Here is a 24,036-nt window from a genome sequence, read left to right on the forward strand (position 1 = left end):
GGTTGCGCGGGAGCGTCACGACAAAACGCCCCGGTTGCGCGGGAGCATCCCGACAAAACGCCCCGGTTGCGCGGGAGCGTTGCTTAGGGCTCGCCGCGGAGCGCCTTCAGGGCATATTGCAGGTCCTGCGGGTAGGGGCTGGTGACGGCCACAGGCTTTCCTGTGGAGGGGTGGGTGAAGCCGAGCTGGTGGGCGTGCAGCCATTGGCGGGTCAAGCCGAGCTCGGCGGCAAGCTTGGGATCGGCGCCGTAGGTGAGGTCGCCCGCGCAGGGGTGGCGCAGGGCGGAGAAGTGCACGCGGATCTGGTGGGTCCGACCCGTTTCCAGGTGGACCTCCACCAGGGTCGCCTTGCCGAAGGCCTCCAGCACCTCGTAGTGGGTGACCGAAGGCCGTCCGTCCTCGATGACGGCGAAACGCCAGTCGTGTCCGGGGTGGCGGCCGATGGGCGCGTCGATGGTGCCCTGCAGCGGATCGGGCAGGCCCTGCACCACGGCGTGATACACCTTGGACACGGTGCGGTCGCGGAAGGCCTGTTTGAGGACGGTGTAGGCGTGCTCGGTCTTTGCCACCACCATGGCGCCGGACGTTCCCACGTCCAGGCGGTGGACAATTCCTGCCCGCTCCTGCGCACCGGAGGTGGAAATGCGGAAGCCGGCCGCGGCGAGGCCGCCCACGACGGTGGGTCCCACCCAGCCTGGCGACGGGTGCGCGGCAACTCCCACGGGCTTGTCCACGACGACGAATTCCTCGTCGTCCAGCAGGATCTCCAGCCCGTCGACGGGCTCCACCACGACGGCGAGCGGGTCGCGCCGTTCGGGAATCGTCACCTGGACGCTCGCGCCTGCCCGGAATTTCTCGGACTTGCCCGCCACCGCACCGTCCTGGAGCACATTGCCCTCCGCGCACAGCAGGGCCGCCGCGGAGCGGGAGATCCCCAGCAGCTCGGCCAAGGCCGCGTCGATGCGACGCCCGGCGGCCCCTTCGGGAACGGTAAACGTCTCAGTCATTGCCGGTCTCCCCCGCGTCCAGCTGCGGTCCGGGCTCCCCCGGGTCCCTGTCGGTGTTGTCCCGCCGCCCGCCAAGGGGCACGCCGATCAAGGTCAGCAGGCAGATGGCGATGACGCCGCCCACCACGCCCATGTCCGCCATGTTGAAGATGGCGAAATGCGGGAAGGAGATGAAGTCCACCACGTGGCCCATGCCAAAGGAGGGTGCACGGAAGAGCCTGTCGGTCAGGTTCCCCAGGGAGCCACCCAGCAGGAGTCCCAGTCCCAGTGCCCACCAAAAGGATCCGATCCGCTTCGCCAGGAAGATGATGATGAACGCAGCGACCGCGGCCATCACCAGGGTGAAGAACCACGTGAAGCCCTCGCCGATGGAGAACGCGGCGCCGGAGTTGCGGATGTAGTACCACTGCAGCACCCCTGGGATGACGGTGGTGCGTTGGCCCTCCACCATGGTGGAGGTGACCCACAGCTTGGTGAGCTGGTCACACACGTAGGCCAGCGCCGCAAAACCCAGCCAGACCGCCAGCAGGCCGCGCCTGCGGGGCAGGGCCCGCACGCCTGCCGCGGTCGCGGGCTCCGTGCCGGGGGTGTCGCCGGGATTGCGGCTCGCGTGTGCGTTGGTTGCAGGTTTCTGCGGGGAGTCGTCGCTCATGGCTCTTTCATTGTCACTGCTGTTGGTGTCAGCGGCGGAACCGTGGGATTCCGTCGTGCGGGGACACAACAATCATAGGTTGCCGGCCGGCCTTCGGAAGGCACGGGCCGTTCGGCCGCCACCCGTGGGGCCCGCCGGGTTAAAGGCAACAGGCCGGTGGTGCGGGTATTCCCGCACCACCGGCCTGCCGGCTGCCCGGTCCCTCAGGGACCGGCGTGCCTAGGACTCGTTGGCCCCTTCGGCGTAGTCCGGTGAAGCCACCGAGCCACGGGCGTCGAGGTCGCGAAGCTGGCCCTCGATGTAGGTCTTCAGGCGTGAACGGTAGTCACGCTCGAAGCCACGGAGCTGTTCAACCTTGCGCTCCAGGACGGAACGCTGCTGCTCCAGGGCGCCGAGCGTCTTGCGGCTCTTTTCCTGGGCATCGTTGACGAGCGAGCTGGCTTCAATCTGGGCCTCGGCGATGATCTTGTCGCGCTGCTCAACACCTGCATTGACGTATTCGTCGTGCAGCTTCTGGGCCATGGCAAGCACGCCTGCCGCTGATTCAACTCCCGTGGCGGCGGCTGCGGGGGCCGGTGCAGGGGCAGCTGCAACGGGCGCGGCTTCAGCCACGGGCGCTGCCGCGGCTGCCGGCTCGGCCGGCTTGCCCTTGGCCGGAGCCTCCGGAGCGGTTTCCGCTACTTCAGGAGCCTTGGACGCCAGGGGCGCCGCAGCGGCGGGTGCAGCCTTGGGGCTGTTTCCGCCATCGGCGAGCTGCTTGCGCAGTTCGTCGTTTTCCTGGTGAAGCCGGCGCAGTTCCACGACAATCTCGTCAAGAAAGTCATCGACTTCGTCCTGGTCGTAGCCTTCACGGAACTTGGTCGGCTGGAACCGCTTGTTGACAACGTCTTCTGGCGTAAGCGCCATCTAGTCACCTCGTTGGTCTAAGTAAGTTTCGAATCCGGCCGAAGCCGTTCAAACTACGGTACCTAATACAAATCATGTGATCCGTACTTGGGCTGTTTCGTTTTCACAATATAACCTTTTGGCCTTGAAAACTAACGGCGCGGCCCTAAACCGCCAAATTCCATGTGACGCTCATCCCTATGCCCACCGCCACCAGCAACAACAGGAACCCGATATCCAGCGCCATGCTGCCGATCCGCAAGGGCGGAATCAGGCGTCGGAGCGTGCGAAGGGGCCGGTCCGTCATCCGGTAAATAAACGACGCGCCCACCAGGGCGGCCCCGCGCGGACGCCATTCACGGGCAAAGACCTGGATCCAGTCAAATACCAGCCGGACCATGAGCGTGAGGAAGTACAGCAGCAGCAACAGGTAAAGAAGCCCAAAAACCAGGCTTAATGGATTTGACACGTTGGTGAACACATTCCCTAGGGAGCAGATGAAAGCGGAGCCGAAACGAATTAACCGTACCTGTTTTCCACAGTTACCGTATATAACGGATTGCCCGGGCACTTAGTGCCCGGGCAATCCGTTAAGGCTGGTGCGGTTGCGCCGCTCAGCTCTGGTTGAAGAAGCTGGCCTGGGTGTCCGAGACCTTCTTGTCGTCCCCCAGGACTTCAATATAGGAGGGCGAGAGCAGGAACACCTTGTTGGTGACGCGCTCGATCGAGCCGCGCAGGCCGAAGACCAGTCCGGCGGAGAAGTCCACCAGGCGCTTGGCGTCGGCTTCACCCATGTCGGTGACGTTCATGATGACGGGAATGCCGTCACGGAAGCTTTCACCGATGATCTTCGCGTCATTGTAGGACCGCGGGTGGACAGTGGTAATTTGACGCAAGCTTGCAGCCTCTTCCCGATTCGATGCGGCACGCTTGATGGGGGTCACCGGTGCCCGGTATTCTTCATCGCCCGCCTTGGGCGTTGCGGGCTCGGCCACGGGTGCCGGGGCGGCCTCCCGTACTCGTTCGAGATCCGGACCGGATTCCTCGCCCTTCTGGATTGAGGGGGCCTGTTCGGCCTCGTAATGCTCGTCACCGTCGGCGAGCCCAAGATAGATCATTGTCTTGCGCAGAGCGCCAGCCATGGTAGCTCCTCATTCGTTACGCGCTCTGCCAGTGCGGCATTGTGCGGGTGGGTCGAGTCGAATATTGCCGTTGTTGCCAACACCCAAAACGCTACAGCACGGCGGGGCGCGGGCCGAGTATATCGGAACCGACACGCAGGTGTGTCGCCCCGGCGGCAATGGCCTCCTCCAGGTCCTGGCTCATGCCTGCGGAGATGCCCGTGGCCGCGGGGTGGTCACGGATCAGGGCCGCTGAAATGCCGGCCAGCATTTCGAAGGCGGCGACGGGGTCGCCGCCCAGCGGAGCCACGGCCATGACGCCGGCCAGCGTGAGCCCGGGCGTCCCCGCCACGGCGCCGGCCAGGGCGGGGATGAGCGACGGCGCCGCCCCTCCCCTGCCGCCGGGGCCGGCGGCACTTCCGCCCGCGGATTCGGCGAGGTCCACCTGCAGGTAGCATTGGAGCGCGTCGCGGCCGTCCAGGTCCTGTTGGACGGCCATGGCCTTGCCCAGCGCGGCCACGAGTGACGCCCGGTCCACGGAGTGCACCGAGTGGGCGTACTTTACGACGGACTTGGCCTTGTTGCCCTGCAGCTGCCCGATGAAATGCCAGCGCAGGGCCGGATCGGCCACCTCGGCCGCCTTGGCCGCGGCTTCCTGGTCGCGGTTCTCCCCCACATCGGCCACGCCGAGGCCGCGCAGGAGCCTGACGTCCTCAGCGGGGTGGAACTTTGTCACCACGATCAGTGCCGGCATGGTGGCACGGGCGGCGGCGTCGGTGGCCCGGCGGATCCGCCCGTTGACCATGGCCAGGTTGTCGGCAAGCTGCACGGCCCGGGTGTCCAGGGAGTTCATGGGTGGGAAACTTTCACTTCGGGCCCGTCCAACGGGCCGGCGAGGGCGGCGAAACCGATGAACCTGCCCTCCGCTTCGCCGTCACGGACCGCGCGGCGGTGGGAAAACAACGTGCCGTGTTCAAGGGTGCAGGCCCCGACCTGGCGGGCCGGGACGCCGAGCCTCCCGAGCCGGGCGGCAACGGCTGCGGGCAGGTCCAGGGCCGGGGTCCCCCACGAGGTGGTGGAGTAGGCCGCCGGTTCAACGGCCGACACCGCGGCCCGCATCGGTGCGGGCACTTCGTAGCAGCGCCCGCACACGGCCGGACCGATCCAGGCCTGCAGGGACCCGGCGCCCGCGGCGCGCAGCCCTGCGACGGTGGCGGCGACGACGCCCTTTTCGACGCCGGGGCGGCCGGCGTGGGCGACACCCACGAGCGGGGCGCCGCCGGCGCCCGTCCCGGCAAACACGACGGGCACGCAGTCGGCGACCATGACGGCAAGGCTGGCCGCGCGCGAAACCATCCCATCCGCCGTCGGACCGGCAGGCAGCTGCCCGGCCACGGCTGCGGAGGCCGGCGCCTCCACCACGGCCACCTCCCGGCCGTGGACCTGGTCCATGTACTGCAGGTGCAGTCCGCCGGCCGCACCGGCAAGTTCAGCCAGCCGGGCATCCAGGGCGGCGCGGTTGGCGGCAACGCGGGCAGGGTCGTCGCCAACGTGAAAGGCCAGGTTCCCTGCTGCGGCGGAGGTGAAACCCACCCACAATCCGGGGCGGACCTCCTGGGAAAACCACAACTCGGGCACACTGGCCTTTCCACAAGGCAGCGCGCTGCGCTGCCCTGCTGTCACACGGGCGGGAGCTACTTCAGGAAGTCCGGCACGTCGAGGTCGTCGGAACGGTGGCCGGTGAGGTCCGGCTCAACGATCGCCGGCAGCTCCACGTCGAAGCCGCCGTCAGCCGGCACGTGCGCCGCAGACTGCTGGCCCCACTGGTTCAGGCTGGTCACTGAGGCACCGGAGGAGGGCACCGTGGCGGGGACCGGAGGCGCGGACTGGGCGGCTGCAGCCTGCTCGGGGGCCTCGGAGGCGCTGTCCGGGGAGTCGAAGCCGGCAGCGATGACGGTAACGCGTGCCTCGTCGCCCAAGGCGTCGTCGATGACGGCACCAAAGATGATGTTCGCCTCGGGGTGGGCCACTTCCTGGACCAGGCGGGCGGCCTCGTTGATCTCGAACAGGCCCAGGTCGGACCCGCCCTGGATGGAGAGCAGCACGCCGTGGGCGCCGTCGATGGAGGCCTCGAGCAGCGGGGAGGCGATGGCGAGCTCAGCGGCCTTGACCGCGCGGTCCTCGCCACGGGCCGAGCCGATGCCCATGAGGGCCGAGCCGGCGCCCTGCATGACCGACTTGACGTCGGCAAAGTCAAGGTTGATCAGCCCGGGGGTGGTGATCAGGTCGGTGATGCCCTGGACACCGGAGAGCAGGACCTGGTCGGCGGAACGGAACGCGTCAAGGACGGAGACGTTGCGGTCGCTGATGGAGAGCAGGCGGTCGTTCGGGATGACGATCAGGGTGTCAACCTCATCACGCAGCGCGTCGATGCCGTTCTCGGCGCTGGTGGCGCGGCGGCGGCCCTCAAAGGTGAAGGGACGCGTGACGACGCCGATGGTCAGGGCGCCGAGCGAACGGGCGATGCGGGCCACGACGGGCGCGCCTCCGGTGCCGGTGCCGCCGCCTTCACCGGCGGTCACGAAGACCATGTCGGCGCCGCGGAGCACCTCTTCGATTTCTTCCTGGTGGTCCTCGGCGGCCTGGCGTCCGACGTCGGGGTTGGCGCCGGCCCCGAGGCCGCGCGTCAGTTCACGGCCGACGTCGAGCTTGACGTCCGCGTCACTCATCAACAGCGCCTGGGCGTCCGTGTTGATGGCAATGAACTCAACGCCGCGCAGGCCCACGTCGATCATGCGGTTCACTGCATTCACGCCGCCGCCGCCGATGCCGACGACCTTGATGACGGCCAAGTAATTCTGGGGTGCTGCCACGTTAAGTGTCCCTTGTTCGTAGTCTTGCTTGAAGTTCTGTGGGTGCTGCTGGGCCATGCAGCTTCAAGCAGTACTTGAAACTGTCTAGCTTAACCTTCAAGTTGAAGGTTATAGTTATGTCAACCAACTCTTGTCAGTGACGCTATGGTGCATCCGCCGCGCTTGCAATAACCGCCGCCGCGTGTCGCGTGAATCCGGGAGAAAAAAGCGTCCCGGAGGTCCTTCCGCACACCTCTAGCGTGTCACAGGATGGAGCGGCGCGCTGACGTCGTACACCTTCACCGGCGGTGCGGGGGGTGCCCCGTTGACCGGTACGGGTGCCGGGGCATTGATCAGGGCATCCAGGACCTGGGCCTTGAGCACCATGTCCGAGGCATTGCCCCAGACCACCGTCTTGCCGTCGACCATCTGCAGTTCGACGGCGTCCGGCGACTTCGCCGAGGCACTCGCCAGCTTGCCCAGGACGGACTGGGGCAGCGTGGCCAGGACCGCGGTGACCGCCCGGAACGTGGGAGTGCCGATGGCGGCCGTGCCCCCGTTGATCAGGGGCAGCGGCACCTTCGACTGGTCCGCGACCTTGCCCAGCGCCACGCCGTCCTGGTCGACCCGGATCCATCCCGCGCCGGTCTTGAGCAGCGCCACGGGGACCCGCTCGACCACATGCACCAGCAGCGTTGACGGCGGGCGGGCCTCAATGCTCGAGGACTTGATTTGCGGCACCTTCGCCAGGAGCGCGTCCACGTCCGCCTGGGTCACCTGCGGCAACGGGCGGTCCAGCAACGGGGCAACCGTTGCCTGGAGCGTCTTGGCCGCCACGAGCCTGTTCCCGGTGAATGTGACCTTCTTCACCGCCAGGGCGGGGGAAAACAATGCCAGCGCCATGACCACGGCAAGGACGACGGCGGTTCCCGCCACTCCCAGCCAGGCCCGGCGGCGCCGGCGCTTGTGCGCCGGTTCCGGGAAGGCCAGCACCCGGGCGCCGGCCGCTCCCCCGCCGGTGCTTTGGCCGGCGGCGGCCGCCTTCGGCGGGCCGGAGCGAAGGTTTCGCCAGTTTCGCCAGGTCCCGTCCGGCTTGCCGGGCCCGGCATCGGCGGACTGTGCCTTGGGTGCCTTGGGTGCCTTGGGTGCCTTGGGTGACTTGGGTGCGCCGGATTCCTTGTCGGTCCTGGCCCGGCGGTTTCCCGTCCCTGCCGCGTCGTCCGCCGGCACCGGAGTGACGGTGACCTTGGGGCTCGTGCTGCGGGCCTTTGCTGCAGGCGTGCCGGTCTCCTGGTCCGGGGCGTCCTGCATGGCGCCCTTTGGGGTCCCGGACCGGGAGCTGATGATGCGCGGACGGCGGGGCTCAGCCATGGGTGCCGCCTGTTTCATTCCCGGCGGGTGCCGCGTTGAGTGCCGCGACCAGGGCAGGGCCGTAGGCCGTGACATCGCCGGCGCCGACGGTCAGGATGATGTCGCCGTCCCGGGCAGCCGCGGCGAGGGCGGCGACGGCGGCGTCGGGGTCGGGCGCGTAGCCCGGTGCAGCGGTCAGCGCATCGGTGACCAGCCTGCTGGTGACGCCCGGGATGGGTTCCTCGCGGGCCGGGTAGATGTCCAGGACGGCCACGGTGTCCGCCAAGTCCAGGGCGCGGGCAAAGTCGGCCGCGAACTCCCGGGTGCGGGAAAACAGGTGGGGTTGGAAGAGCACGTGCACCCGGTGGCCGGCGGCCACCGTCCGGGCCGCCGTGAGGGCGGCGGTGACTTCCGTGGGATGGTGGGCGTAGTCGTCAAAGACGCGGACGCCGCGCCCCTCCCCCTTGGGCTCAAAGCGCCGCGCCGCCCCGGTAAAGGCGGTCAGGGCGGCCACGGCGGCGTGGACATCCACGTCCAGTGACAGCGCCACGGCGACGGCGGCGGCCGCGTTGCTGACGTTGTGGGCGCCGGGCACGTGCAGGTGCAGCGGCACGGAAAGGTCCGCGCCGCTGCCCAGCAGGCGTCCGGGGATGGCCAGGGTGGTGTCCGAATCCAGGCCGACGCCGGAACCGGGCGCGATGCGGAGGTCGGCGGCGTCGGAAAATCCGTAGGTGACGGTGCGCGTGCCGGCGGCCGCCGCCAGCGCTGCCAGGCGGGCCGAGCCGGCGTCGTCCGCGCACGCCACGAGCACGCCGTCCTCCGGCAGCAGGGCCACAAAGGCCTCGAAGGCGGCGAAGACAGCCTCGGCGGTGCCGTAATGGTCCAGGTGGTCGGCCTCCAGGTTGGTCACCACCGCCACGAGCGGGCGGTAGTTCAGGAAGGAGGCGTCCGACTCGTCGGCCTCGGCGACGAACACGTCGGCCGTGCCGTGGGCCGCGTTGACGCCCAGCGCCTGCACGGTCCCGCCAACGGCAAAGGACGCGTCCACGCCCGCGCCGCGCAGCATGACGGTGATCATGGAGGTGGTGGTGGTCTTGCCGTGGGTGCCGGCCACCGCCACCACCCGGTCCGCGGCCATGGCGGCGGCCAGCGCCTGGGAGCGGTGCAGCACACGCAGCCCGGCCGCCTGCGCGGCCGTCAGCTCCGGGTTGTCGGCCCGGATGGCGGTGGAGACCACCACGGTGTCCACGGCGGCAACGTTTTGTGCGGCATGGCCCACGTGCACCTCGGCGCCGAGGGCCGCCAGCTCGGACAGCCCGGCCGAGGCCTTGGCATCGGAGCCGCTGACGGGCACGCCCTGGCCAAGCATGATCCGCGCGATCGCGGACATGCCGGCACCGCCCATGCCGATGAAGTGGACGCGGCCCAGCTCCGCCAGGGACGGGACCGCATAAGCGGCCGGGACGCCGTTGCTCTCAGGCATTGTGCCGCTCACTTTCGGGCTGCTTCGAGGACCATGCCGGCCATGCGGTCGGCGGCGTCGCGGATGCCCAGCCCGGAGGCCCGGGCGCCCATGGCGGCCAGCCGTGCACCGTCCAGGCACAGCGGAATGATGTTGTTTTCAATCCAGGCGGCGTCCAGCTGCGTGTCCGGCACCAGCAGGGCGGCGCCGGCGGCCACCAGTTCGGCCGCGTTGCGGGCCTGCTCGCCGTTGCCCACCGGCAGCGGCACAAATACTGCCGGAAGCCCGACGGCGGCCACCTCGGACACGGTCCCGGCGCCCGAGCGGCACAGCAGGACGTCGGCCGCGGCATAGGCGTCCTCCATGGCGTCCACGTACTCCACCTGACGGTACAGGGGCGCGGTGAGCGGTGCGCCCTCGCTCCCCGTGACCTGCTTGCCGTTGCCGGTGATGTGCAGGACCTGGATGCCCGCGGCCCCCAAAGCGGGTGCGGCACCGGCCACGGCCCGGTTCAGCCGCACGGCACCGAGCGAGCCGCCCGTCACGACCAGGGTGGGCAGTCCGGGGTCCAGGCCCAGCCGTTCGCGGGCCGGGCCTTGTGCCGCGGTGCGGTCCAGGGATGCCACAGCCGGGCGCATGGGCATGCCCACCACGCGGCCGTTGCGGATTTTGGTGGCGGCAAAGGCGGTGCCGACGCGGCTGGTGTAGCGTGCGCCGACCTTGTTGGCGAGCCCGGCCTTGGTGTTGGCCTCGTGGATGACGATCGGCACGCCCAGCGACTTGGCAGCCAGGTACATGGGCGTGCACACGTAGCCGCCCACCCCCACCAGGACGTCGGCGTGAGCCTCGCGCAGGATGTCCTTCGAACGCGTGACGGCCCGGCGCATCCGCCCGGGGAGCTTCAGCAGCTCCGGCGACGGCCGGCGCGGCATGGGGATGCGCTCGATGGTGGCCAGTTCGTGGCCCGCGGCGGGCACCAGCCGTGACTCGAGGCCGTCGGCCGTCCCGACGGCCAGGATGGCGGCGCCGGGCACGCGGGTGCGGATGGCTCCGGCGATGGCCAGCAGCGGGCTCACATGGCCGGCGGAGCCGCCACCGGCCAGGACCACGGAAAGTGCGGAGGGTGTGGTGTCAGTCATGGTTCCTTCAGGGCAGTTCTTTTGAGGGCCGGGTCTGCGCCCCGGCCGTGTTCCGGGGCCGACCGGGCAAAGGAGAGCACCACCCCCAGGGCGGCCAGGGTCACCACCAGGGCGCTGCCGCCATAGGAAATCAGGGGCAGGGGCACGCCGATCACGGGCAGGAGGCCGGCCACCATGGCGATGTTGACAAAGGCCTGGCCGATGATCCAGGCCAGGATGGAGCCGCAGGCAACGCGGGCAAAGGTGTCGTTGCGCTTCATGATGACGCGGAAGATCGCGAAGGCCAGGATGGCGTACAGCAGGATGATCACCAGGGTGCCGATCAGGCCCAGCTCTTCGCCGAGGATGGCGAAGATAAAGTCGTTGTGCGCTTCCGGGATCCAGCTCCACTTTTGCCGGCTCTGTCCCAGGCCGACGCCAAACCAGCGGCCGGAGGCCAGTGCGTAAAGCCCGTTCTGGGCCTGGTCGCACAAGCCCTGTCCGTTGTCACAATTGCCCAGCCAGGCGGACAGCCGGGAGGTGCGGTTTCCGCTTAGGGCGGCGAGCAGGACGGCCGCGAGCAGTCCGCCACCGCCGGCGGCGAGCAGCACCCGCTTGCTGCCGCCGGCAAAATACAGCCCGGCGGCGACAATGGACATGGTGATCACGGAGGTGCCGAGGTCGTGCCCCAACAGCACCAGGCCCACCACCGCACCGCCGACGGGCACGACGGGCAGCAGGGTGTGGCGCCATTCCCGGATGAGGTCCCCCTTGCGGGCCAGGACCATGGCCATCCACAGCGCGAGGGCCAGCTTGGCGGCCTCGGAAGGCTGAAAGCTCATGGTGTCGCCGAGGTTGATCCAGTTCCGGTTGCCGCCCACTGACTTGCCCATCGGGGTGAAGACGAGCAGGAGCAGGAACACGGACAGGCCCAGCACGGGCCAGGAGAGCCTTTTCAGGCCGGAGGGCGGCACGAAGGACAGGCCCATCATCAGCGCCAGGCCCGTCACGGCAAAGATGCTTTCCTTGATGAACAGGCTGTACGGGTCCTGGCCTTGGGAGATCGATTCGGCGGCCGAGGCCGAGAGCACGGTCATCAGGCCGATGCAGGTCAGCGCCAGGGTGGTGCCGATGATCCAGTAGTAGGAGACGCTGGGGCGTCCGGCCACTTCATTGAGGCGCCGGCGCAGGCGCTGCAGGCGCCCGTCTGCGGTGGTTCCCGGTTGTGCCGGCGTTCTGGCCACTATGACTCCTTATTGGCGCTCGCCCGTCGTTCCAACAACTCGCGGACTGCGTCGATGAACGCCTGCCCGCGGTGGGCGTAGGAGGAAAACTGGTCCATGGATGCGGACGCCGGGGCCATGAGCACGGTGTCGCCGTCCGCTGCCAGTCCGGCTGCGGCCGCAACGGCCTGTGCCATGACGGCGTCCCCAAAGATGGGTGTTTCCACCATCCCTTCCTTGCCAGTGTGGGCCCTCCCGGTCTCAATGACCGGCACATCGGGGGCGTGTCGGGACAATGCACCGGCCAGGGCGCTGCTGTCCTCCCCGATCAGGACCACGGCCTTGAGCCTGTCCGCATGGGCGGAGACAAGCGCGTCGTATTCCACGCCCTTGGACAGCCCGCCGGCAATCCAGATGACGGGATTGAAGGCCGACAGCGAGGCGGCGGCCGCATGCGGGTTGGTGGCCTTGGAGTCGTTGACCCAGAGCACCCCGCCCGCCTGGGCCACCGGCTGGATGCGGTGGTCGCCGTTCTCGTAGGCCTTCAGGCCGTCGCGCACGTTTTCCGGGGTGAGCCCGTAGGCGCGCACCAGGGCGGCGGCTGCGGCGGCGTTGGCCACCAGGTGCCGCGGCACCAGCTCACCAATGTCGCCCACGTGGGCCAGTTCGACGGCGGAGTCCTTGCGTTCGGCGATGAACGCCCGGTCCACGATGAGCCCCTCGACCACCCCGACCATGCTGATGGCCGGCATGCCCGTGGTGAAGCCGACGGCCCGGCAGCCGTCCAGGACCTCGGCCGCCTCCACCATGTGCTCGGTTTCGATTTGTTCGGCGTTGTAGATGCAGGCGACCTTGGTGTTGGCGTAGACCTTTGCCTTGTCGGCCGCATAGGCCTCGAAGCTGCCGTGCCAGTCGACGTGGTCCTCGGCCAGGTTCAGGCACACGCTGGAGACCGGTTCCAGGGACTGCGTCCAGTGGAGCTGGAAGGTGGAGAGTTCCACGGCCAGGGCGTCCCAGCCTTCCGGGTCGCGTACGGCGTCCAGGATGGGGGTGCCGATGTTTCCGGCGGCAATGGCGCGCAGCCCGGCGGCCTGGAGCATGTGCTCGACCATGGTGGTGGTGGTGGTCTTGCCGTTGGTGCCGGTGATCGTGATCCATTCGGCCGTCTTGCGGCCTTCGCGGATGCGCACGCGCCAGGCCAGCTCAACATCGCCCCAGATGGGGATGCCGGCGTCGGCGGCGGCAGCGAGCAGCGGGTGGGTGGGCTTGTAGCCGGGGCTGGTGACCACCAGTTCCGCCGTCCCGCCGTCCACGAGGGGCAGCACGGTGGAGGTTTCCTGGCCCAGGATCACCTGGTGCACGCCCACGATCTTCAGCGTGTCGGCGGCCCGGCGGGCGGCGTCGTCGTCCGAGGCGGCCACCACCACCACGCGTGCGCGCAGCTCGGCCAGGGTGTCCGCGACGGAGAAGCCGGTCTTGGAAATGCCGGTGACCACCACGCGCAGGCCCGACCAGTCCGCGTCCCAGCTGGTCAGTCCGGCCAGGCGGTTTTCCACGGTGCTCATAGTCGTACGATCCATTCTGCGTAGAAGGCACCCATGCCGACAGCCACCATGAGCCCGGCCAGTATCCAGAAGCGCACCACCACGGTCACCTCGGCCCAGCCCTTGAGCTCAAAGTGGTGCTGCAGCGGGGCCATGCGGAACACCCGCCGGCCCTTGGAAAGCTTGAAGAAGCCGACCTGGATGATGACGGAGAGGGTGATCAGCACAAACAGCCCGCCAATGATGAAGAGCAGGATTTCGGTGCGGGAGAGGATCGCGAAGCCGGCGATGGCACCGCCGATGGCCAGTGAGCCGGTGTCGCCCATGAAGATCTTGGCCGGGGAGGTGTTCCACCACAGGAAGCCGATGAGTGCGGCAAACATGATGACGGCGATCAGGGAGAGGTCCAGCGGGTCACGGACCTCGTAGCAGACCGTTTCCGAGGGGATCTTGCGGGAGCCGCAGCCCTGGCTCGTCTGCCAGAGGCCGATGAGCGTGTAGGCGCCGAACACGAGGATGGCGGCGCCGGTGGCCAGCCCGTCCAGGCCGTCGGTGAGGTTCACCCCGTTCGTGGTTCCGGCAATGATGAGGTTGGACCAGATGACGAACAGGACCACGCCCAGTCCCGCGCCGGCGAAGGCGAGGTTGAGCGAGGGGATGTCGCGGGCGAAGGAGATGAACGTGCTGGCCGGGGTCCTGCCGGCGCTGTCCGGAAACCCGAGCGCCATGATGGCGAAGGCGATGCCGATCACGGCCTGCCCCACCAGCTTGCCCTTCGCGTCCAGGCCGAGGCTGCGCTGGTTGGAGATTTTCAGGAAGTCGTCCAGGAAGCCCACCAGGCCCTGGCCCACCATCAGGAAGATCATCAGCAGCCCGGAAGCCGTGGGCCCCGGCGAGGCGGGGTTGACCAGCCACAGGATCAGGTGTGTCAGGAAGTACGCCCCCACCACGGCCCCGACCACCACGGTGCCGCCCATGGTGGGGGTGCCGCGCTTGATCTGGTGGGTGGTGGGGCCGTCGTCGCGGATGATCTGCCCGTAGCCCTTTTTCACCAGGAGCCGGATGAACAGCGGCGTGCCGACCATGGCGAACGCCAGGGCCAGGCCGGTGCCAATAAGCAGTGCAATCATGCCTGATTGGTCCTTTCACCGGGTGTCGGGGGGATGGTGGGGGTGGAGGTGCCGCCAGCAGCCAATGCTATCGGATGCTCCAGCAGCCGGTCCCCCAGGAAACGCAGGCCTGCACCGTTGGACGACTTGACCAGCACCACGTCCCCCGGTGCAAGTTCACGCTCCAGGACCGTGAAGGCCGCATCGGCGTCGGGCACGAACATGGATTCCTCGCCCCACGAGCCTTCCATGACGGCCCCCACGTGCATGGACCGGGCCGGGGCGCCGACCACCACGAGGCGCGAGATGTTCAGCCGCACGGCCACCCGGCCCACGGCGTCGTGCTCCAGGACGGAATCATCGCCCAGTTCAAGCATCTCCCCCAGGACGGCCCAGGTGCGGCGGCGTCCGCCGTCGCCCAGCTCGGCCAGGGTTCGCAGGGCGGCCCGCATGGACTCCGGGTTGGCGTTGTAGGCGTCGTTGAGGACGGTGACGCCGTCCGGGCGCTCCGTGAGTTCCATGCGGTAGCGGCTGGCGGCACCCTGGGTGTTGAGGGACGCGGCAATCTGCGCGGGGGCGGCGCCGGCTGCGTGCGCAGCGGCGGCCGCGGCCAGCAGGTTTGCGACGTGGTGCAGGCCCAGGAGTCGGCTTTTGACGGGGTAACTGCCGGCATCGCCGGGAAAGGAAAGCTCGAATTCCGGGTGTCCGGCGGTGGTGCGCACCTTGCGCGCCTGGACGGCGCCGGCCCCCGTGGTGTCGGATTCAGTGGTGTCGGATTCAGTGGTGCAGGATTCCGCGGTGTCGGCGCTGGTGAACCAGGTGACGGGCGCGGTGGCCCGGGCGGCCATGGCCCGGACGCGGGAGTCGTCAAAGTTCAAGATGGCGGTGCCGCCGGCGGGAAGGGCGGCCACCAGTTCACCCTTGGCCTGGGCAATGTTGTCGATGGAGCCGAATTCGCCGGCGTGGGCGCTGCCCACGCACAACACCACGCCGATGTCCGGCTTGACCAGGTTCGCCAGGTAGTTGATGTGCCCGATCTTCGTGGCGCCCATTTCGATGACGAGGTAGCGGGTGCTTTCCACGGCGCGGAACACCGTCAGGGGCACGCCCACCTCCCCGTTGTAGGAACCCACCGGGGCCACGGTTGCGCCCAGCGGGGCCAGGATGCCGGCCAGCAGGTCCTTGGTGGTCGTCTTGCCGGCGGATCCGGTGATGCCGATGACCGTCAGGGGCGAGTGGGCGCGGATGCGGCGCACCACCTCGGCGGCCAGCAGGCCCATGGCCAGCACGGCGTCGGCGACGACGACCGCCGGAAAGGGCTCGCCGGCACCGGCCGTTTCCGGCGGGCGGGGGACGTCCCGCTCGGCCAGGGCCAGCACGGCCCCGGCGTCAAACGCTGCGGCAACAAAGTCGTGGCCGTCGGCGTGTTCGCCGGCCTTGGCCACATACAGGCTGCCGGCGGCGGCGTCGCGGGAGTCGGTGGCCACCTGCGCCACGTCGATGCGGATGTGGGGATCCGTGCCCGCGGAAAGCCGCCCGTTGCATAGCTCGGCAATCTCAGCCGCTGAAAAATCAATCATCTCGGTTTATGACTCTATCCTGCTGGCTGTGGCGGCGGGGAATCCAAAGTGCGCGAGGGCCGACCGCAGTTCCACCCTGTCGTCAAGGGCTACGTTGACGCCCTTGATCTCTTGGTAAACCTCGTGGCCGCGTCCGGCAACCAGAATGGTGTCCCCCGGTCCGGCAAGCTCGACGGCGCGGAATATCGCGTCGGCCCGGCGGTCAAATTCCTCGATGGTCCGTGCTGCGGCGCGGCCGGCGTTGGCCTCGGCCGCACCCTTGAGAACGTCCGCCCGGATGGCCGCCGGGTCCTCGTCGTGGGGGTCGTCGTCGGTGATGATCACCACATCCGCCCCGGCCACGGCCACGGCGCCCATGATGGGCCGCTTGCCCGCGTCGCGCTCTCCCGTGGCGCCGAACACGACGATGACCTTGGATCCGGCCGCCGGCGGGCGGACGGCCGCCAGCGCCCGTTGCAGGGCGTCAGGGTTGTGGGCAAAGTCCACCACCGCCACAGGGGCGGTGCCCACGAGCTGCATGCGGCCGGGCACGTCAACGGTGAAGGGGTCGTGGGCGTCCAGGGCGGCCTGGAGCACGGCCTGGACGGTGGACAGGGGGGTGCCGCCCTCGGGCGCCACGGCCAGCTGCGCCGCCACCATGACGAGCGCCAGGGCCGCGTTGGAGACGTTGAAGTCCCCGGGCAGGCCCGTGTGCACGGTAAAGGAAGCACCATGCGGGCCGTCCAGGCGGAAGCGCGAGCCAATGCCGTCACGTTCGACGCCGGAAACCTGCCAGTCCGCCGTGGTCCCGGGGACGGTGGCCAGGGTCTGCACCGGAACGGTGGCCCCGGCGGCCATGCGCCGGCCCCAGTCGTCGTCCACGGTGACCACGGCCCGCTTGGAACGGGCAGGGGTGAACAGCTGCGCCTTGGTGGCAAAGTAGTCGTCCATGCCGCCGTGAAGGTCCAGGTGGTCCTGGGTGAGGTTGGTGAAGCCCGCCACGTCAAACACCACGGAGTCCACCCGGCCAAACGCCAGGGCATGCGAGGACACTTCCATGGAGGCCGCGCCGAGCCCCCGCTCGGCCATGGCCGCCAGGAGGGCGTGCACCTCGGTCGATTCGGGGGTGGTCAGCTTGCTGGGGATGGGCTCGTCACCGGCCAGGATCTCGATGGTGCCGATCAGCCCCGTCGACCTGCCCAGGGCGCGCAGCAGCGAATTCAGGAAGTAGGTGGTGGTGGTCTTGCCGTTGGTGCCGGTCACGGCGAAGAGGGGCATGGCCGCGGCATCACGGTCCGCCGTGCCGTAGACCAGGGCCGCAATGGCCCCGGTGGCCCGCCGGGGGTCGGCACAGCTGAGCACGGGAACGGCCAGGGTCCCGGCGAGTTGGCGGGCGCCGGCGCGGTCCGTCAACACCGCCACGGCACCCGCGGACACGGCCGAGGCGGCAAAGCAAGCCCCGTGCGTGTGCGCCCCGGGCAGGGCGATGTAGAGGTCCCCGGGCTGGATGCTGCGGGAGTCGAGGCTGGCACCGCTGACGGCCACCTGCTCATTGTTCCCGTCCGCCGCCCCTGCGAGGTCCGCAATCTTTCCAAGCGCCACCGCGCCGTGATGAACCGGTCGCACCGGGGCTGCTGGCTTTTCCACCAAATCCTTGTCTTTCATGTTGGTCGTGCCGGGCCGGGCTACTTGTAGAACTTCGGCGGCTTGGCGGGCGGGGTAGTCGACGGCGGCACGTTGTAGGTGCGCAGGACCTCCCCCATCACCTGGTTAAATGTAGCCCCCTGGGTCACCCCGTAGATGCTTCCCTTGGGCCGCTGGACCGTGATTGACACCACGTACTGCGGGTCCTCCATGGGCGCCATGCCAATGAACGAGGACGTGTATCCGTCAAACCCCACGCCGTTCGCGGCCGGGGCCTGCGAGGTTCCGGTTTTCCCGCCCACGCGGTATCCAGGAATGCCGATGGCGTTGTAGTGCGACATGGTGGCCACGCCCTCCAGCATGAGCCGGTCCTCGGCGGCGGTCTTTGGCGTGATCACCCGGATGCCGGGGGCCTGCTTGACGGTGTCCACCGTGCCGTCTGCGGCGGTTGTGGAGTCGATGATCTGCGGCTTGAGCCGCAGCCCGTCATTGGCCACCGTCTGGTAGATGAACGCGGACTGCAGCGGGGTCTGGGCCACGCCCTGGCCGAACAGCACCGTGTATTCCTGCCGGCCGTCCCACTGCTGCCAGGGCACCAGGATGCCCGGGCTTTCACCCGGCAGGTCGATCCCCGTCTTCGTGCCCACGCCGAACTTTGCCAGCCAGTCGTAACGCTCCTGCTTGGTCATTTTGGAACCGGCCATGACAGTTCCCGTGTTCATGGAGTCTGCGATGATGCCGGCCAGCGTGCGTTTTTCCGTGCCGTGGACAAAGGCGTCGTCAAAGGTCTGGCCGCCAATGGTCAGTGACGGCGGGACGAGGAAATGGCTCATGGGCGTGAACAGGCCTTTTTCCATGACACCGGAGGTGGTGACGATCTTTTCGGTCGATCCAGGCTCCACCACGTCGCTCACCGTTCGCGAGCCGATGTCCGACTTCTTGGAGGCGCCGGGGTTGTTGGGGTCGTAGGAGTCGCTGTCCGCGATGGCGATGACCTTGCCGGTCTTGACCTCCAGCACGGTGATGCTGGCCCAGTCGGCGCTGTACTGCTCCTTCTGCTGCTGGGCCGCCTGTTGGGCGTAGTACTGGATGTCCTCGTTGATGGTGAGCTTGACCGTCTGCCCGTCAACGGCCGGGACGGTCGTGACGGGTGCCGTGGGAATGATGATGCCGTTCTTGCCGGCTTGGTAGATGCGGTAGCCGGGGGTGCCGGTGAGCTTGGCGTTCATGGTCTGTTCAATGCCGGCCAGGCCGTTGCCATTGGAGCCCACAAAGCCGACGATCGGCCCGCCCACCTGGCCCATTGGGTAGACGCGCTTGGTCTGGGCCTGCGAATAGATGCCCGGCACGCCGAGGGCCGCAACCTTGTCCTCCACGGCAGGACTGACGTCGCGCACGATGTAGTTGAACACCTTGGTCCCGGTGGCGGCCTTCTTCACCTGGTCAACCGGCAGCGAAAGGACGTCAGCCAACTGCTGGAGGCCTTCGGCGCGGGTGAAGGTCTGCGTTTGCTTCGTGTCCGGGTCATAGTGCTGGTAGCTCGGGTACAGGGCGCTGTTGACCTGGTTGACGGTGATGTCGTACCGCAGGATGCTTTCAGCCAGCACCTTGCCGTTGGCGTCCACGATCTTTCCGCGCATGGCGGGCAGGACCTGCTTGACGGTGCGCTGGGATTCGGCGGCCTCGGCCATCTTCCCCACGTCCAGGCCCTGGATCATGACCAGCTTGCCGGCGATGACCAGCAGGAACACGATCATGGCAATGAAGCCAATGCGCATGCGTCCGCGGCCGACCTTGTTCAGTTGGTGTGCACCTGCACCCCGTCCTGCCTTGGTGGAGTCTTGTGCCACTGCGTTTCCTTGCCGTCTAGCCTATGCGGACCCCTCGGCCCGCCGTGTGCCTGTCTCTACCCTAGCTGGCCCGCTGCGCCGGGGCCGGGATGGTGCCGCCATTCAAATCCGGTGTCACGGCCGACGGCGCCGCTGCGGCCGGGGTGCCCCCCACCGGCTTTTCGGCCTTGGGCTGGTCCGCAGTGGTGGTGGATTTGACGCCCGCCGGCGGACGGTTGACGTCGGCCGGGGGAAGGACCACCAGCCCCTTGGTGTCTGCCGAGGCCGGCTGCGGATTCCCGGTCACCCGCTTGGTGCGCACGTCGATCTGGCCGGGGGCCGCGGCCGGGACCATGCCCATGGCCGTGGCCTGTGCCACTAGGGCCTGCGGGGCCTCCTTGGCGGACAGTTCAAGGTCCAGCGCCTGGTTGGACTTTTCCAGGGCCACCTGCTGGTTCTTCAGGTCAACCAGCTGGTACTGGCCCTGTGAGACGGACACACTCATCACGAGCACTGCCGTCAGGGCGCCGAGCACCAGCAGGAACAGTGAGACCACGACGGGCTTCCTGCTTCGCCGCGGCGCGGACACCACCAGGGACAGCGGGGTACGGGGCGACTTGGCTGCCCCCGCCGGAGGATGCAGCTCCTCCAGGGACAGTGCGCGGGCGGTGTTGCCCACTGTCGTGGGGACTCTGCGTGATGCGGCCTGGCTCATGCGGCGCTCCTGACTTTCACTTTTTCCACTGCCCGCAGCCGCGCGGAGGCGGCCCTGGGATTTTCCTTTATTTCTTCGTCTGTGGGAATTTCCGTGCCCTTGGTCAGGCGCTTAAGCGTCGCCTGGTGTTCCTCAAGTTCCACGGGGAATCCGGCGGGGGCGCTGGATCGCGATCCCGCGGCAAAGACCGCCTTGACGATCTTGTCCTCCAGCGAGTGGTAGGACATGACCACGGCGCGCCCGTGCAGGGCCAGTGCGTCCACCGCGGCCGGGACGGCGCGTTCCAGGACGTCCAGTTCCTCGTTGACCTCAATGCGCAGGGCTTGAAAGGTCCGCTTGGCAGGGTGCCCGCCGGTGCGTGCCGCCCCGGCCGGCACCACGTTGCGGATGATCTCCACCAGTTCACCGGTGTGGGTCAGGGGTGCCTTGTCGCGGGCGGCCACGATGTGGTTCGCGATGCGGCCGGCGAACTTTTCCTCGCCCCACTTGCGGATGATGCGCACCAGGTCCTCTTCCGAGTAGCTGTTGACGACGTCGGCCGCCGTCTGCCCCCGGCTGGTGTCCATGCGCATGTCCAGCGGGGCGTCAAAGGAGTAGGCGAAGCCGCGGTCCCGCTCGTCCAGCTGCAGCGACGACACGCCCAGGTCCATCAGGACGCCGTCGACGGACGGTATGCCCAGCCGGGCCAGGACTGCTTCGATTTCGTCATAGACGGCGTGGACCAGGTCGGTGCGGGCGGCGAACGGTGAGAGCCTCTCCCCGGCGAGGGCGAGGGCTTCGGTGTCCCTGTCGATGCCGACGAGGTGGAGGTCGCCAAAGCGCTCCAGCATGGCCTCGCTGTGGCCGCCCATGCCCAGGGTGGCGTCCACGACGACGGGGGTGCGTCCGGCGTGCCGGGCCGCTTCAAAGGCGGGGGCCAGCAGGTTGATGCAGCGGTCCTTCAAAACGGGTGTGTGGCGGGCGGACGTGGGTGGCGTGGGGGTCTCCGACGTCATCACGCCTCCGTTTCTCATGGCTATGGATGGGTCTGTCATGCTGCCCGGGTTTGGCCTGGACTGGCGTGCCTGGTTCCGTTCTTGAACCAGATCCCCCTCCGCGCCGGGCCGTGTCCCGCCTGGCTCCGGGGAAGGTGAGCCAGGTTTGACACTGCCGGGCGGGTGGAGATCTCATGCAAGATCCGGCCACCTGCGCTCTCAACGGGTCATTTCCGCTGGTGCGAGGTTACTGCGGGGTGCTGCCGGGGATGGTGTTCTCATCAATTTCCGAGAACGCCTTCTCCTGTGCTTCGAGGTAGCTGTTCCATGCGGTGGCGTCCCAGATTTCTGCCCGGTTGCCGGCGCCAATGACCACCAGCTCCCGTTCAAGACCTGCATAGGCGCGCAGTGTGGCCGGGATGGTCACACGCCCCTGCTTGTCCGGAACTTCATCCGACGCGCCGGAGAGAAAGACGCGGATATAGTCCCTGGCCTGCCGATTCTGCATTGGCGCGCCGACCATGTCCGCATGGACCTTTTCAAACTCCCTGGCACTGAAGACGTAAATGCAGTTTTCCTGCCCCTTGGTCAGGACAAGTCCGCCGGCCAGTTCCTCCCGGAACTTGGCAGGAAGGATGATCCGGCCCTTTTCATCAAGGCGCGGCGAATGTGTTCCGAGAAACATCCCCCACCACCTTTAGATTGAGACCCCTGGACTGCCTTCCACCATTCCCCTCTTACGCGCTCCACCTTACTCCACAATCCTCCACCGTCAACGCCGAACGACACAATCTGCGGGCGTGTCGTGGGACCGTTTCCGCGCCAATGCTTGGATCCGGCCGGTGGTGCGTGGTGGAGGGAAATTTCAGCACTCCGGCGCGGAGTCCTCCAGGCAGCGTCAGGAGTTGCCCCACAGCCCCCTTTTGCCCACCCGGGCAGGCCGGATTCCAGCCCCGGTGGGGCGAAGTGGAGGACCCCGGTGGGGCGAAGTGGAGCGGCTGCGTTCGGGCACAAAAAAAGCCCGCTCAGCGGGCTTGGAACGCACTCCCCCGTCGTGCACATGCATCTCACGCAGGGATTCGCCCCATGGCGCGGGGGGCGTCGTGGGGCGGTCGGCTGTGTTATTCGGCTACTGGTCCTTGCGGCGTTCTTCCCAACGCTCTTCAAGGTTGTTCATGAAGCCGCTCTTTGGCTTGGTGGCGGACTTGGCACCGCCTGCGGGGCCGCGGCTGAACTTGGGCCGCGAAATGGCAATGTACACGCCGGCTCCCATGATGAGGAATCCAATGATCCCCACCACGATCACCTTGATCGCAACGCCACCCAGCAGCACCATGATGCCGGCAATCATGACCAGGATGCCGATCACAATGTGCCGTGTGGACAATGAACGCGCTGGATCCGATGCCAGGGTGTGGGCAAATTTCGGGTCCTCGTCGTGCAACTGCTGCTCCAGTTGGTCAAGCAGTCTTTGCTCGTGCTCCGAGAGGGGCATGACGACCTCCTTCATATCAGTGCCATAGGCGTCTTAAACCCATTAACGCCTTCACTGCCCGGAATAGTTCCCCGCGGCGTGCCGGCCCAAGGAATGGACCGCGTCCTGCGGAGCGCCAACGGGCCGTGAAGCCATTGATAAGCCAACTCCTACTACTAACAATAGGCGTGTTTTCGTTGAACTGAAACCCGGCGCCGGGCGGTTCGACGGGCGGTGTCAAAAACCCTCCCGGCCGCCCCGTTCCGGGGTGTTCCGGGTGGTCTTGAGCAGTCTGGCAGGCACGATTCCGGCCCGGCCAAACTTTGCCGCAATCGCGTCCCCCACCACCTCGGCGGCCCGGCTGTTGTCCTCGCGCGGGTCCAGTGCGAGTTGCAGCGGTGCCGAGCTGGCCGGCTCCAGGGACTCCACCCGTACGCCGATCAGCCGTACGCTTTGCGGCCGGATGCCCAGGGCGCGCAGCAGGCCCGTGGCCCCGGCGTATATTTGCCCGGCACTGTCAATGCCCGCGGGCATGGCCTTGGACCGGCTGATCGTGGAAAAGTCGGAGTACTTGATCTTCAGCGCCAGCGTCCGACCGGCCAGCCCAGACTCGCGGAGGCGGCCGGCCACGCGGTGCGAGAGGCGCAGCAGTTCCTTGGTGAGGACGTCGTCGTCGAACGTGTCGACGGCAAAGGTTTCCTCGGCGCCGATGCTCTTTTCCACCCGGACCGGGGTGACGGGACGCGGGTCGATGCCCCAGGCCAGGTTGTGAAGGGCCACGCCGCCGGCGCCGAGCGCCTTGTGCATGACGGCCAAGGGGGTGGCGGCGACGTCGGCCACGGTAAAAATGCCCAGCCGCTGCAGGGACTCGAGGGTCCTGGCACCGACGCCCCACAGCGCCTGGACCGGCAGCGTGTGCAGGTACTCCACGGTGCGGTCCTTTTCAATGAGCAGCATGCCGTCCGGTTTGCACCGCGTGGATGCGATCTTGGCCACAAACTTGGTCGCCGCGATTCCGACCGACGCCGTAATGCCCAGTTCGGTGGCCACGCGCCGGCGCACCATGGCCCCGATGTCCAGGGGCGTGCCCAGGCGGCGCAGGGCACCGGAGATGTCCAGAAACGCCTCGTCCACGCTCAGCGGCTCCACCTTGTCGGTGATGGAGTTGAACAGGCCCATCACCTGCCGGGAAACTTCCTGGTAGTCCCCGTGCCGCGGTTCAATGACGACAGCGGAGGGGGCCATCCGCAGGGCCGTCGCCATGGGCATTGCCGAGCGCACCCCCAGCGCCCTGGCCTCGTACGATGCGGAGAGCACCACCGAGCGCCCCTCCGGAAAGCCCACAATCACCTGCCGGCCCCTTAGCCCGGGGCGCCGGCGCAGCTCCACCGAGACAAAAAACGCATCCATGTCCACATGCATGATGGTGCAGCCGGACTGGTCCAGCACGCGTCCGGCCTGCCCGCGGCGAAGCGCCTCCTCGGCGCGGCTGCTCTCCGGCCGGCGCGGTCGTTCCGG

At 68.0% G+C, this 24,036-nt stretch carries 22 protein-coding genes; all 22 read right to left on the reverse strand.

Going from position 1 to position 24,036, the window contains the following annotated elements; genetic code table 11:
* Positions 1–83: 83 nt before the first annotated feature.
* The 22 genes from G6035_RS16245 to dinB all read right to left on the reverse strand — a co-directional run bounded on the left by G6035_RS16245 (position 84) and on the right by dinB (position 23,940).
* Positions 84–1,007 carry an RluA family pseudouridine synthase gene (locus G6035_RS16245; protein WP_176618149.1) on the reverse strand — a complete coding sequence of 308 codons (924 nt, stop codon included), beginning with the start codon at positions 1,005–1,007 and terminating at the stop codon, positions 84–86.
* Positions 1,000–1,659, reverse strand: coding sequence for a signal peptidase II (gene lspA, locus G6035_RS16250; RefSeq protein ID WP_176618150.1), 660 nt, complete (start codon positions 1,657–1,659; stop codon positions 1,000–1,002). The genes G6035_RS16245 and lspA overlap by 8 nt, the downstream gene beginning before the upstream one ends.
* 219 nt (positions 1,660–1,878) lie before the next feature.
* The gene (locus G6035_RS16255; RefSeq protein ID WP_176618151.1) at positions 1,879–2,565 is read right to left on the reverse strand and encodes a DivIVA domain-containing protein; all 687 of its coding nucleotides are present in this window, start codon (positions 2,563–2,565) and stop codon (positions 1,879–1,881) included.
* A gap of 145 nt (positions 2,566–2,710) precedes the next feature.
* Complete coding sequence (locus G6035_RS16260; protein ID WP_371131046.1) at positions 2,711–3,013, reverse strand: YggT family protein; 303 nt, start codon at positions 3,011–3,013, stop codon at positions 2,711–2,713.
* A 145-nt stretch (positions 3,014–3,158) separates the two neighbouring features.
* Positions 3,159–3,686, reverse strand: coding sequence for a cell division protein SepF (locus tag G6035_RS16265; RefSeq protein ID WP_176618152.1), 528 nt, complete (start codon positions 3,684–3,686; stop codon positions 3,159–3,161).
* A 91-nt stretch (positions 3,687–3,777) separates the two neighbouring features.
* Complete coding sequence (locus G6035_RS16270) at positions 3,778–4,518, reverse strand: YggS family pyridoxal phosphate enzyme (protein ID WP_176618153.1); 741 nt, start codon at positions 4,516–4,518, stop codon at positions 3,778–3,780.
* Positions 4,515–5,303 carry a polyphenol oxidase family protein gene (locus tag G6035_RS16275; RefSeq protein WP_371131047.1) on the reverse strand — a complete coding sequence of 263 codons (789 nt, stop codon included), beginning with the start codon at positions 5,301–5,303 and terminating at the stop codon, positions 4,515–4,517. The genes G6035_RS16270 and G6035_RS16275 overlap by 4 nt, the downstream gene beginning before the upstream one ends.
* A gap of 56 nt (positions 5,304–5,359) precedes the next feature.
* Positions 5,360–6,538, reverse strand: coding sequence for a cell division protein FtsZ (gene ftsZ, locus G6035_RS16280; protein ID WP_176618154.1), 1,179 nt, complete (start codon positions 6,536–6,538; stop codon positions 5,360–5,362).
* 234 nt (positions 6,539–6,772) lie between these two features.
* Positions 6,773–7,888, reverse strand: coding sequence for an FtsQ-type POTRA domain-containing protein (locus tag G6035_RS16285; RefSeq protein WP_176618155.1), 1,116 nt, complete (start codon positions 7,886–7,888; stop codon positions 6,773–6,775).
* Positions 7,881–9,350, reverse strand: coding sequence for a UDP-N-acetylmuramate--L-alanine ligase (gene murC, locus G6035_RS16290; RefSeq protein WP_176618156.1), 1,470 nt, complete (start codon positions 9,348–9,350; stop codon positions 7,881–7,883). The genes G6035_RS16285 and murC overlap by 8 nt, the downstream gene beginning before the upstream one ends.
* An 8-nt stretch (positions 9,351–9,358) precedes the next feature.
* Positions 9,359–10,468, reverse strand: coding sequence for an undecaprenyldiphospho-muramoylpentapeptide beta-N-acetylglucosaminyltransferase (gene murG, locus G6035_RS16295; RefSeq protein ID WP_176618157.1), 1,110 nt, complete (start codon positions 10,466–10,468; stop codon positions 9,359–9,361).
* Positions 10,465–11,691, reverse strand: a complete 1,227-nt coding sequence (ftsW, locus tag G6035_RS16300; RefSeq protein ID WP_256883395.1) for a putative lipid II flippase FtsW — start codon at positions 11,689–11,691, stop codon at positions 10,465–10,467. The genes murG and ftsW overlap by 4 nt, the downstream gene beginning before the upstream one ends.
* The gene (gene murD / locus G6035_RS16305; RefSeq protein WP_256128057.1) at positions 11,691–13,235 is read right to left on the reverse strand and encodes a UDP-N-acetylmuramoyl-L-alanine--D-glutamate ligase; all 1,545 of its coding nucleotides are present in this window, start codon (positions 13,233–13,235) and stop codon (positions 11,691–11,693) included. Before murD ends, ftsW begins: the two co-directional genes overlap by 1 nt.
* The gene (gene mraY, locus G6035_RS16310) at positions 13,232–14,344 is read right to left on the reverse strand and encodes a phospho-N-acetylmuramoyl-pentapeptide-transferase (RefSeq protein ID WP_176618159.1); all 1,113 of its coding nucleotides are present in this window, start codon (positions 14,342–14,344) and stop codon (positions 13,232–13,234) included. The genes murD and mraY overlap by 4 nt, the downstream gene beginning before the upstream one ends.
* Positions 14,341–15,903: a UDP-N-acetylmuramoyl-tripeptide--D-alanyl-D-alanine ligase gene (murF, locus tag G6035_RS16315; RefSeq protein WP_176618160.1), complete on the reverse strand. Its 1,563-nt coding sequence runs from the start codon at positions 15,901–15,903 to the stop codon at positions 14,341–14,343. The genes mraY and murF overlap by 4 nt, the downstream gene beginning before the upstream one ends.
* 6 nt (positions 15,904–15,909) lie before the next feature.
* Positions 15,910–17,547, reverse strand: coding sequence for a UDP-N-acetylmuramoyl-L-alanyl-D-glutamate--2,6-diaminopimelate ligase (locus tag G6035_RS16320; protein ID WP_176618161.1), 1,638 nt, complete (start codon positions 17,545–17,547; stop codon positions 15,910–15,912).
* 20 nt (positions 17,548–17,567) lie between these two features.
* Positions 17,568–19,376: a penicillin-binding protein 2 gene (locus tag G6035_RS16325; protein WP_256883398.1), complete on the reverse strand. Its 1,809-nt coding sequence runs from the start codon at positions 19,374–19,376 to the stop codon at positions 17,568–17,570.
* 61 nt (positions 19,377–19,437) lie between these two features.
* On the reverse strand, positions 19,438–20,070 hold the full coding sequence (locus G6035_RS16330) for a hypothetical protein (protein ID WP_176618162.1): 633 nt from the start codon (positions 20,068–20,070) through the stop codon (positions 19,438–19,440).
* Complete coding sequence (gene rsmH, locus G6035_RS16335) at positions 20,067–21,065, reverse strand: 16S rRNA (cytosine(1402)-N(4))-methyltransferase RsmH (protein WP_176618163.1); 999 nt, start codon at positions 21,063–21,065, stop codon at positions 20,067–20,069. The genes G6035_RS16330 and rsmH overlap by 4 nt, the downstream gene beginning before the upstream one ends.
* Before the next feature lie 226 nt (positions 21,066–21,291).
* Positions 21,292–21,729 carry a division/cell wall cluster transcriptional repressor MraZ gene (gene mraZ, locus G6035_RS16340; RefSeq protein ID WP_176618164.1) on the reverse strand — a complete coding sequence of 146 codons (438 nt, stop codon included), beginning with the start codon at positions 21,727–21,729 and terminating at the stop codon, positions 21,292–21,294.
* Positions 21,730–22,173: 444 nt separating this feature from the next.
* Positions 22,174–22,539 carry a DUF3040 domain-containing protein gene (locus G6035_RS16345; protein WP_176618165.1) on the reverse strand — a complete coding sequence of 122 codons (366 nt, stop codon included), beginning with the start codon at positions 22,537–22,539 and terminating at the stop codon, positions 22,174–22,176.
* A gap of 216 nt (positions 22,540–22,755) precedes the next feature.
* Positions 22,756–23,940: a DNA polymerase IV gene (gene dinB / locus G6035_RS16350; RefSeq protein WP_176618174.1), complete on the reverse strand. Its 1,185-nt coding sequence runs from the start codon at positions 23,938–23,940 to the stop codon at positions 22,756–22,758.
* Positions 23,941–24,036 lie beyond the last annotated feature (96 nt).

The sequence above is a fragment of the Arthrobacter sp. SDTb3-6 genome (genome assembly GCF_013376095.1).
In the GTDB taxonomy this organism is placed as follows: Bacteria; Actinomycetota; Actinomycetes; order Actinomycetales; family Micrococcaceae; genus Specibacter.

Excerpts from the sequence above, each read along its gene's own strand:
- G6035_RS16245 (WP_176618149.1), bottom strand. The coding sequence starts at position 1,007 with ATGACTGAGACGTTTACCGTTCCCGAAGGGGCCGCCGGGCGTCGCATC.
- lspA (WP_176618150.1), bottom strand. The coding sequence starts at position 1,659 with ATGAGCGACGACTCCCCGCAGAAACCTGCAACCAACGCACACGCGAGC.
- G6035_RS16255 (WP_176618151.1), bottom strand. The coding sequence starts at position 2,565 with ATGGCGCTTACGCCAGAAGACGTTGTCAACAAGCGGTTCCAGCCGACC.
- G6035_RS16265 (WP_176618152.1), bottom strand. The coding sequence starts at position 3,686 with ATGGCTGGCGCTCTGCGCAAGACAATGATCTATCTTGGGCTCGCCGAC.
- G6035_RS16270 (WP_176618153.1), bottom strand. The coding sequence starts at position 4,518 with ATGAACTCCCTGGACACCCGGGCCGTGCAGCTTGCCGACAACCTGGCC.
- G6035_RS16285 (WP_176618155.1), bottom strand. The coding sequence starts at position 7,888 with ATGGCTGAGCCCCGCCGTCCGCGCATCATCAGCTCCCGGTCCGGGACC.
- murC (WP_176618156.1), bottom strand. The coding sequence starts at position 9,350 with ATGCCTGAGAGCAACGGCGTCCCGGCCGCTTATGCGGTCCCGTCCCTG.
- murG (WP_176618157.1), bottom strand. The coding sequence starts at position 10,468 with ATGACTGACACCACACCCTCCGCACTTTCCGTGGTCCTGGCCGGTGGC.
- murD (WP_256128057.1), bottom strand. The coding sequence starts at position 13,235 with ATGAGCACCGTGGAAAACCGCCTGGCCGGACTGACCAGCTGGGACGCG.
- mraY (WP_176618159.1), bottom strand. The coding sequence starts at position 14,344 with ATGATTGCACTGCTTATTGGCACCGGCCTGGCCCTGGCGTTCGCCATG.
- murF (WP_176618160.1), bottom strand. The coding sequence starts at position 15,903 with ATGATTGATTTTTCAGCGGCTGAGATTGCCGAGCTATGCAACGGGCGG.
- G6035_RS16320 (WP_176618161.1), bottom strand. The coding sequence starts at position 17,547 with ATGAAAGACAAGGATTTGGTGGAAAAGCCAGCAGCCCCGGTGCGACCG.
- G6035_RS16330 (WP_176618162.1), bottom strand. The coding sequence starts at position 20,070 with ATGAGCCAGGCCGCATCACGCAGAGTCCCCACGACAGTGGGCAACACC.
- rsmH (WP_176618163.1), bottom strand. The coding sequence starts at position 21,065 with ATGACGTCGGAGACCCCCACGCCACCCACGTCCGCCCGCCACACACCC.
- mraZ (WP_176618164.1), bottom strand. The coding sequence starts at position 21,729 with ATGTTTCTCGGAACACATTCGCCGCGCCTTGATGAAAAGGGCCGGATC.
- G6035_RS16345 (WP_176618165.1), bottom strand. The coding sequence starts at position 22,539 with ATGCCCCTCTCGGAGCACGAGCAAAGACTGCTTGACCAACTGGAGCAG.
- dinB (WP_176618174.1), bottom strand. The coding sequence starts at position 23,940 with ATGCATGTGGACATGGATGCGTTTTTTGTCTCGGTGGAGCTGCGCCGG.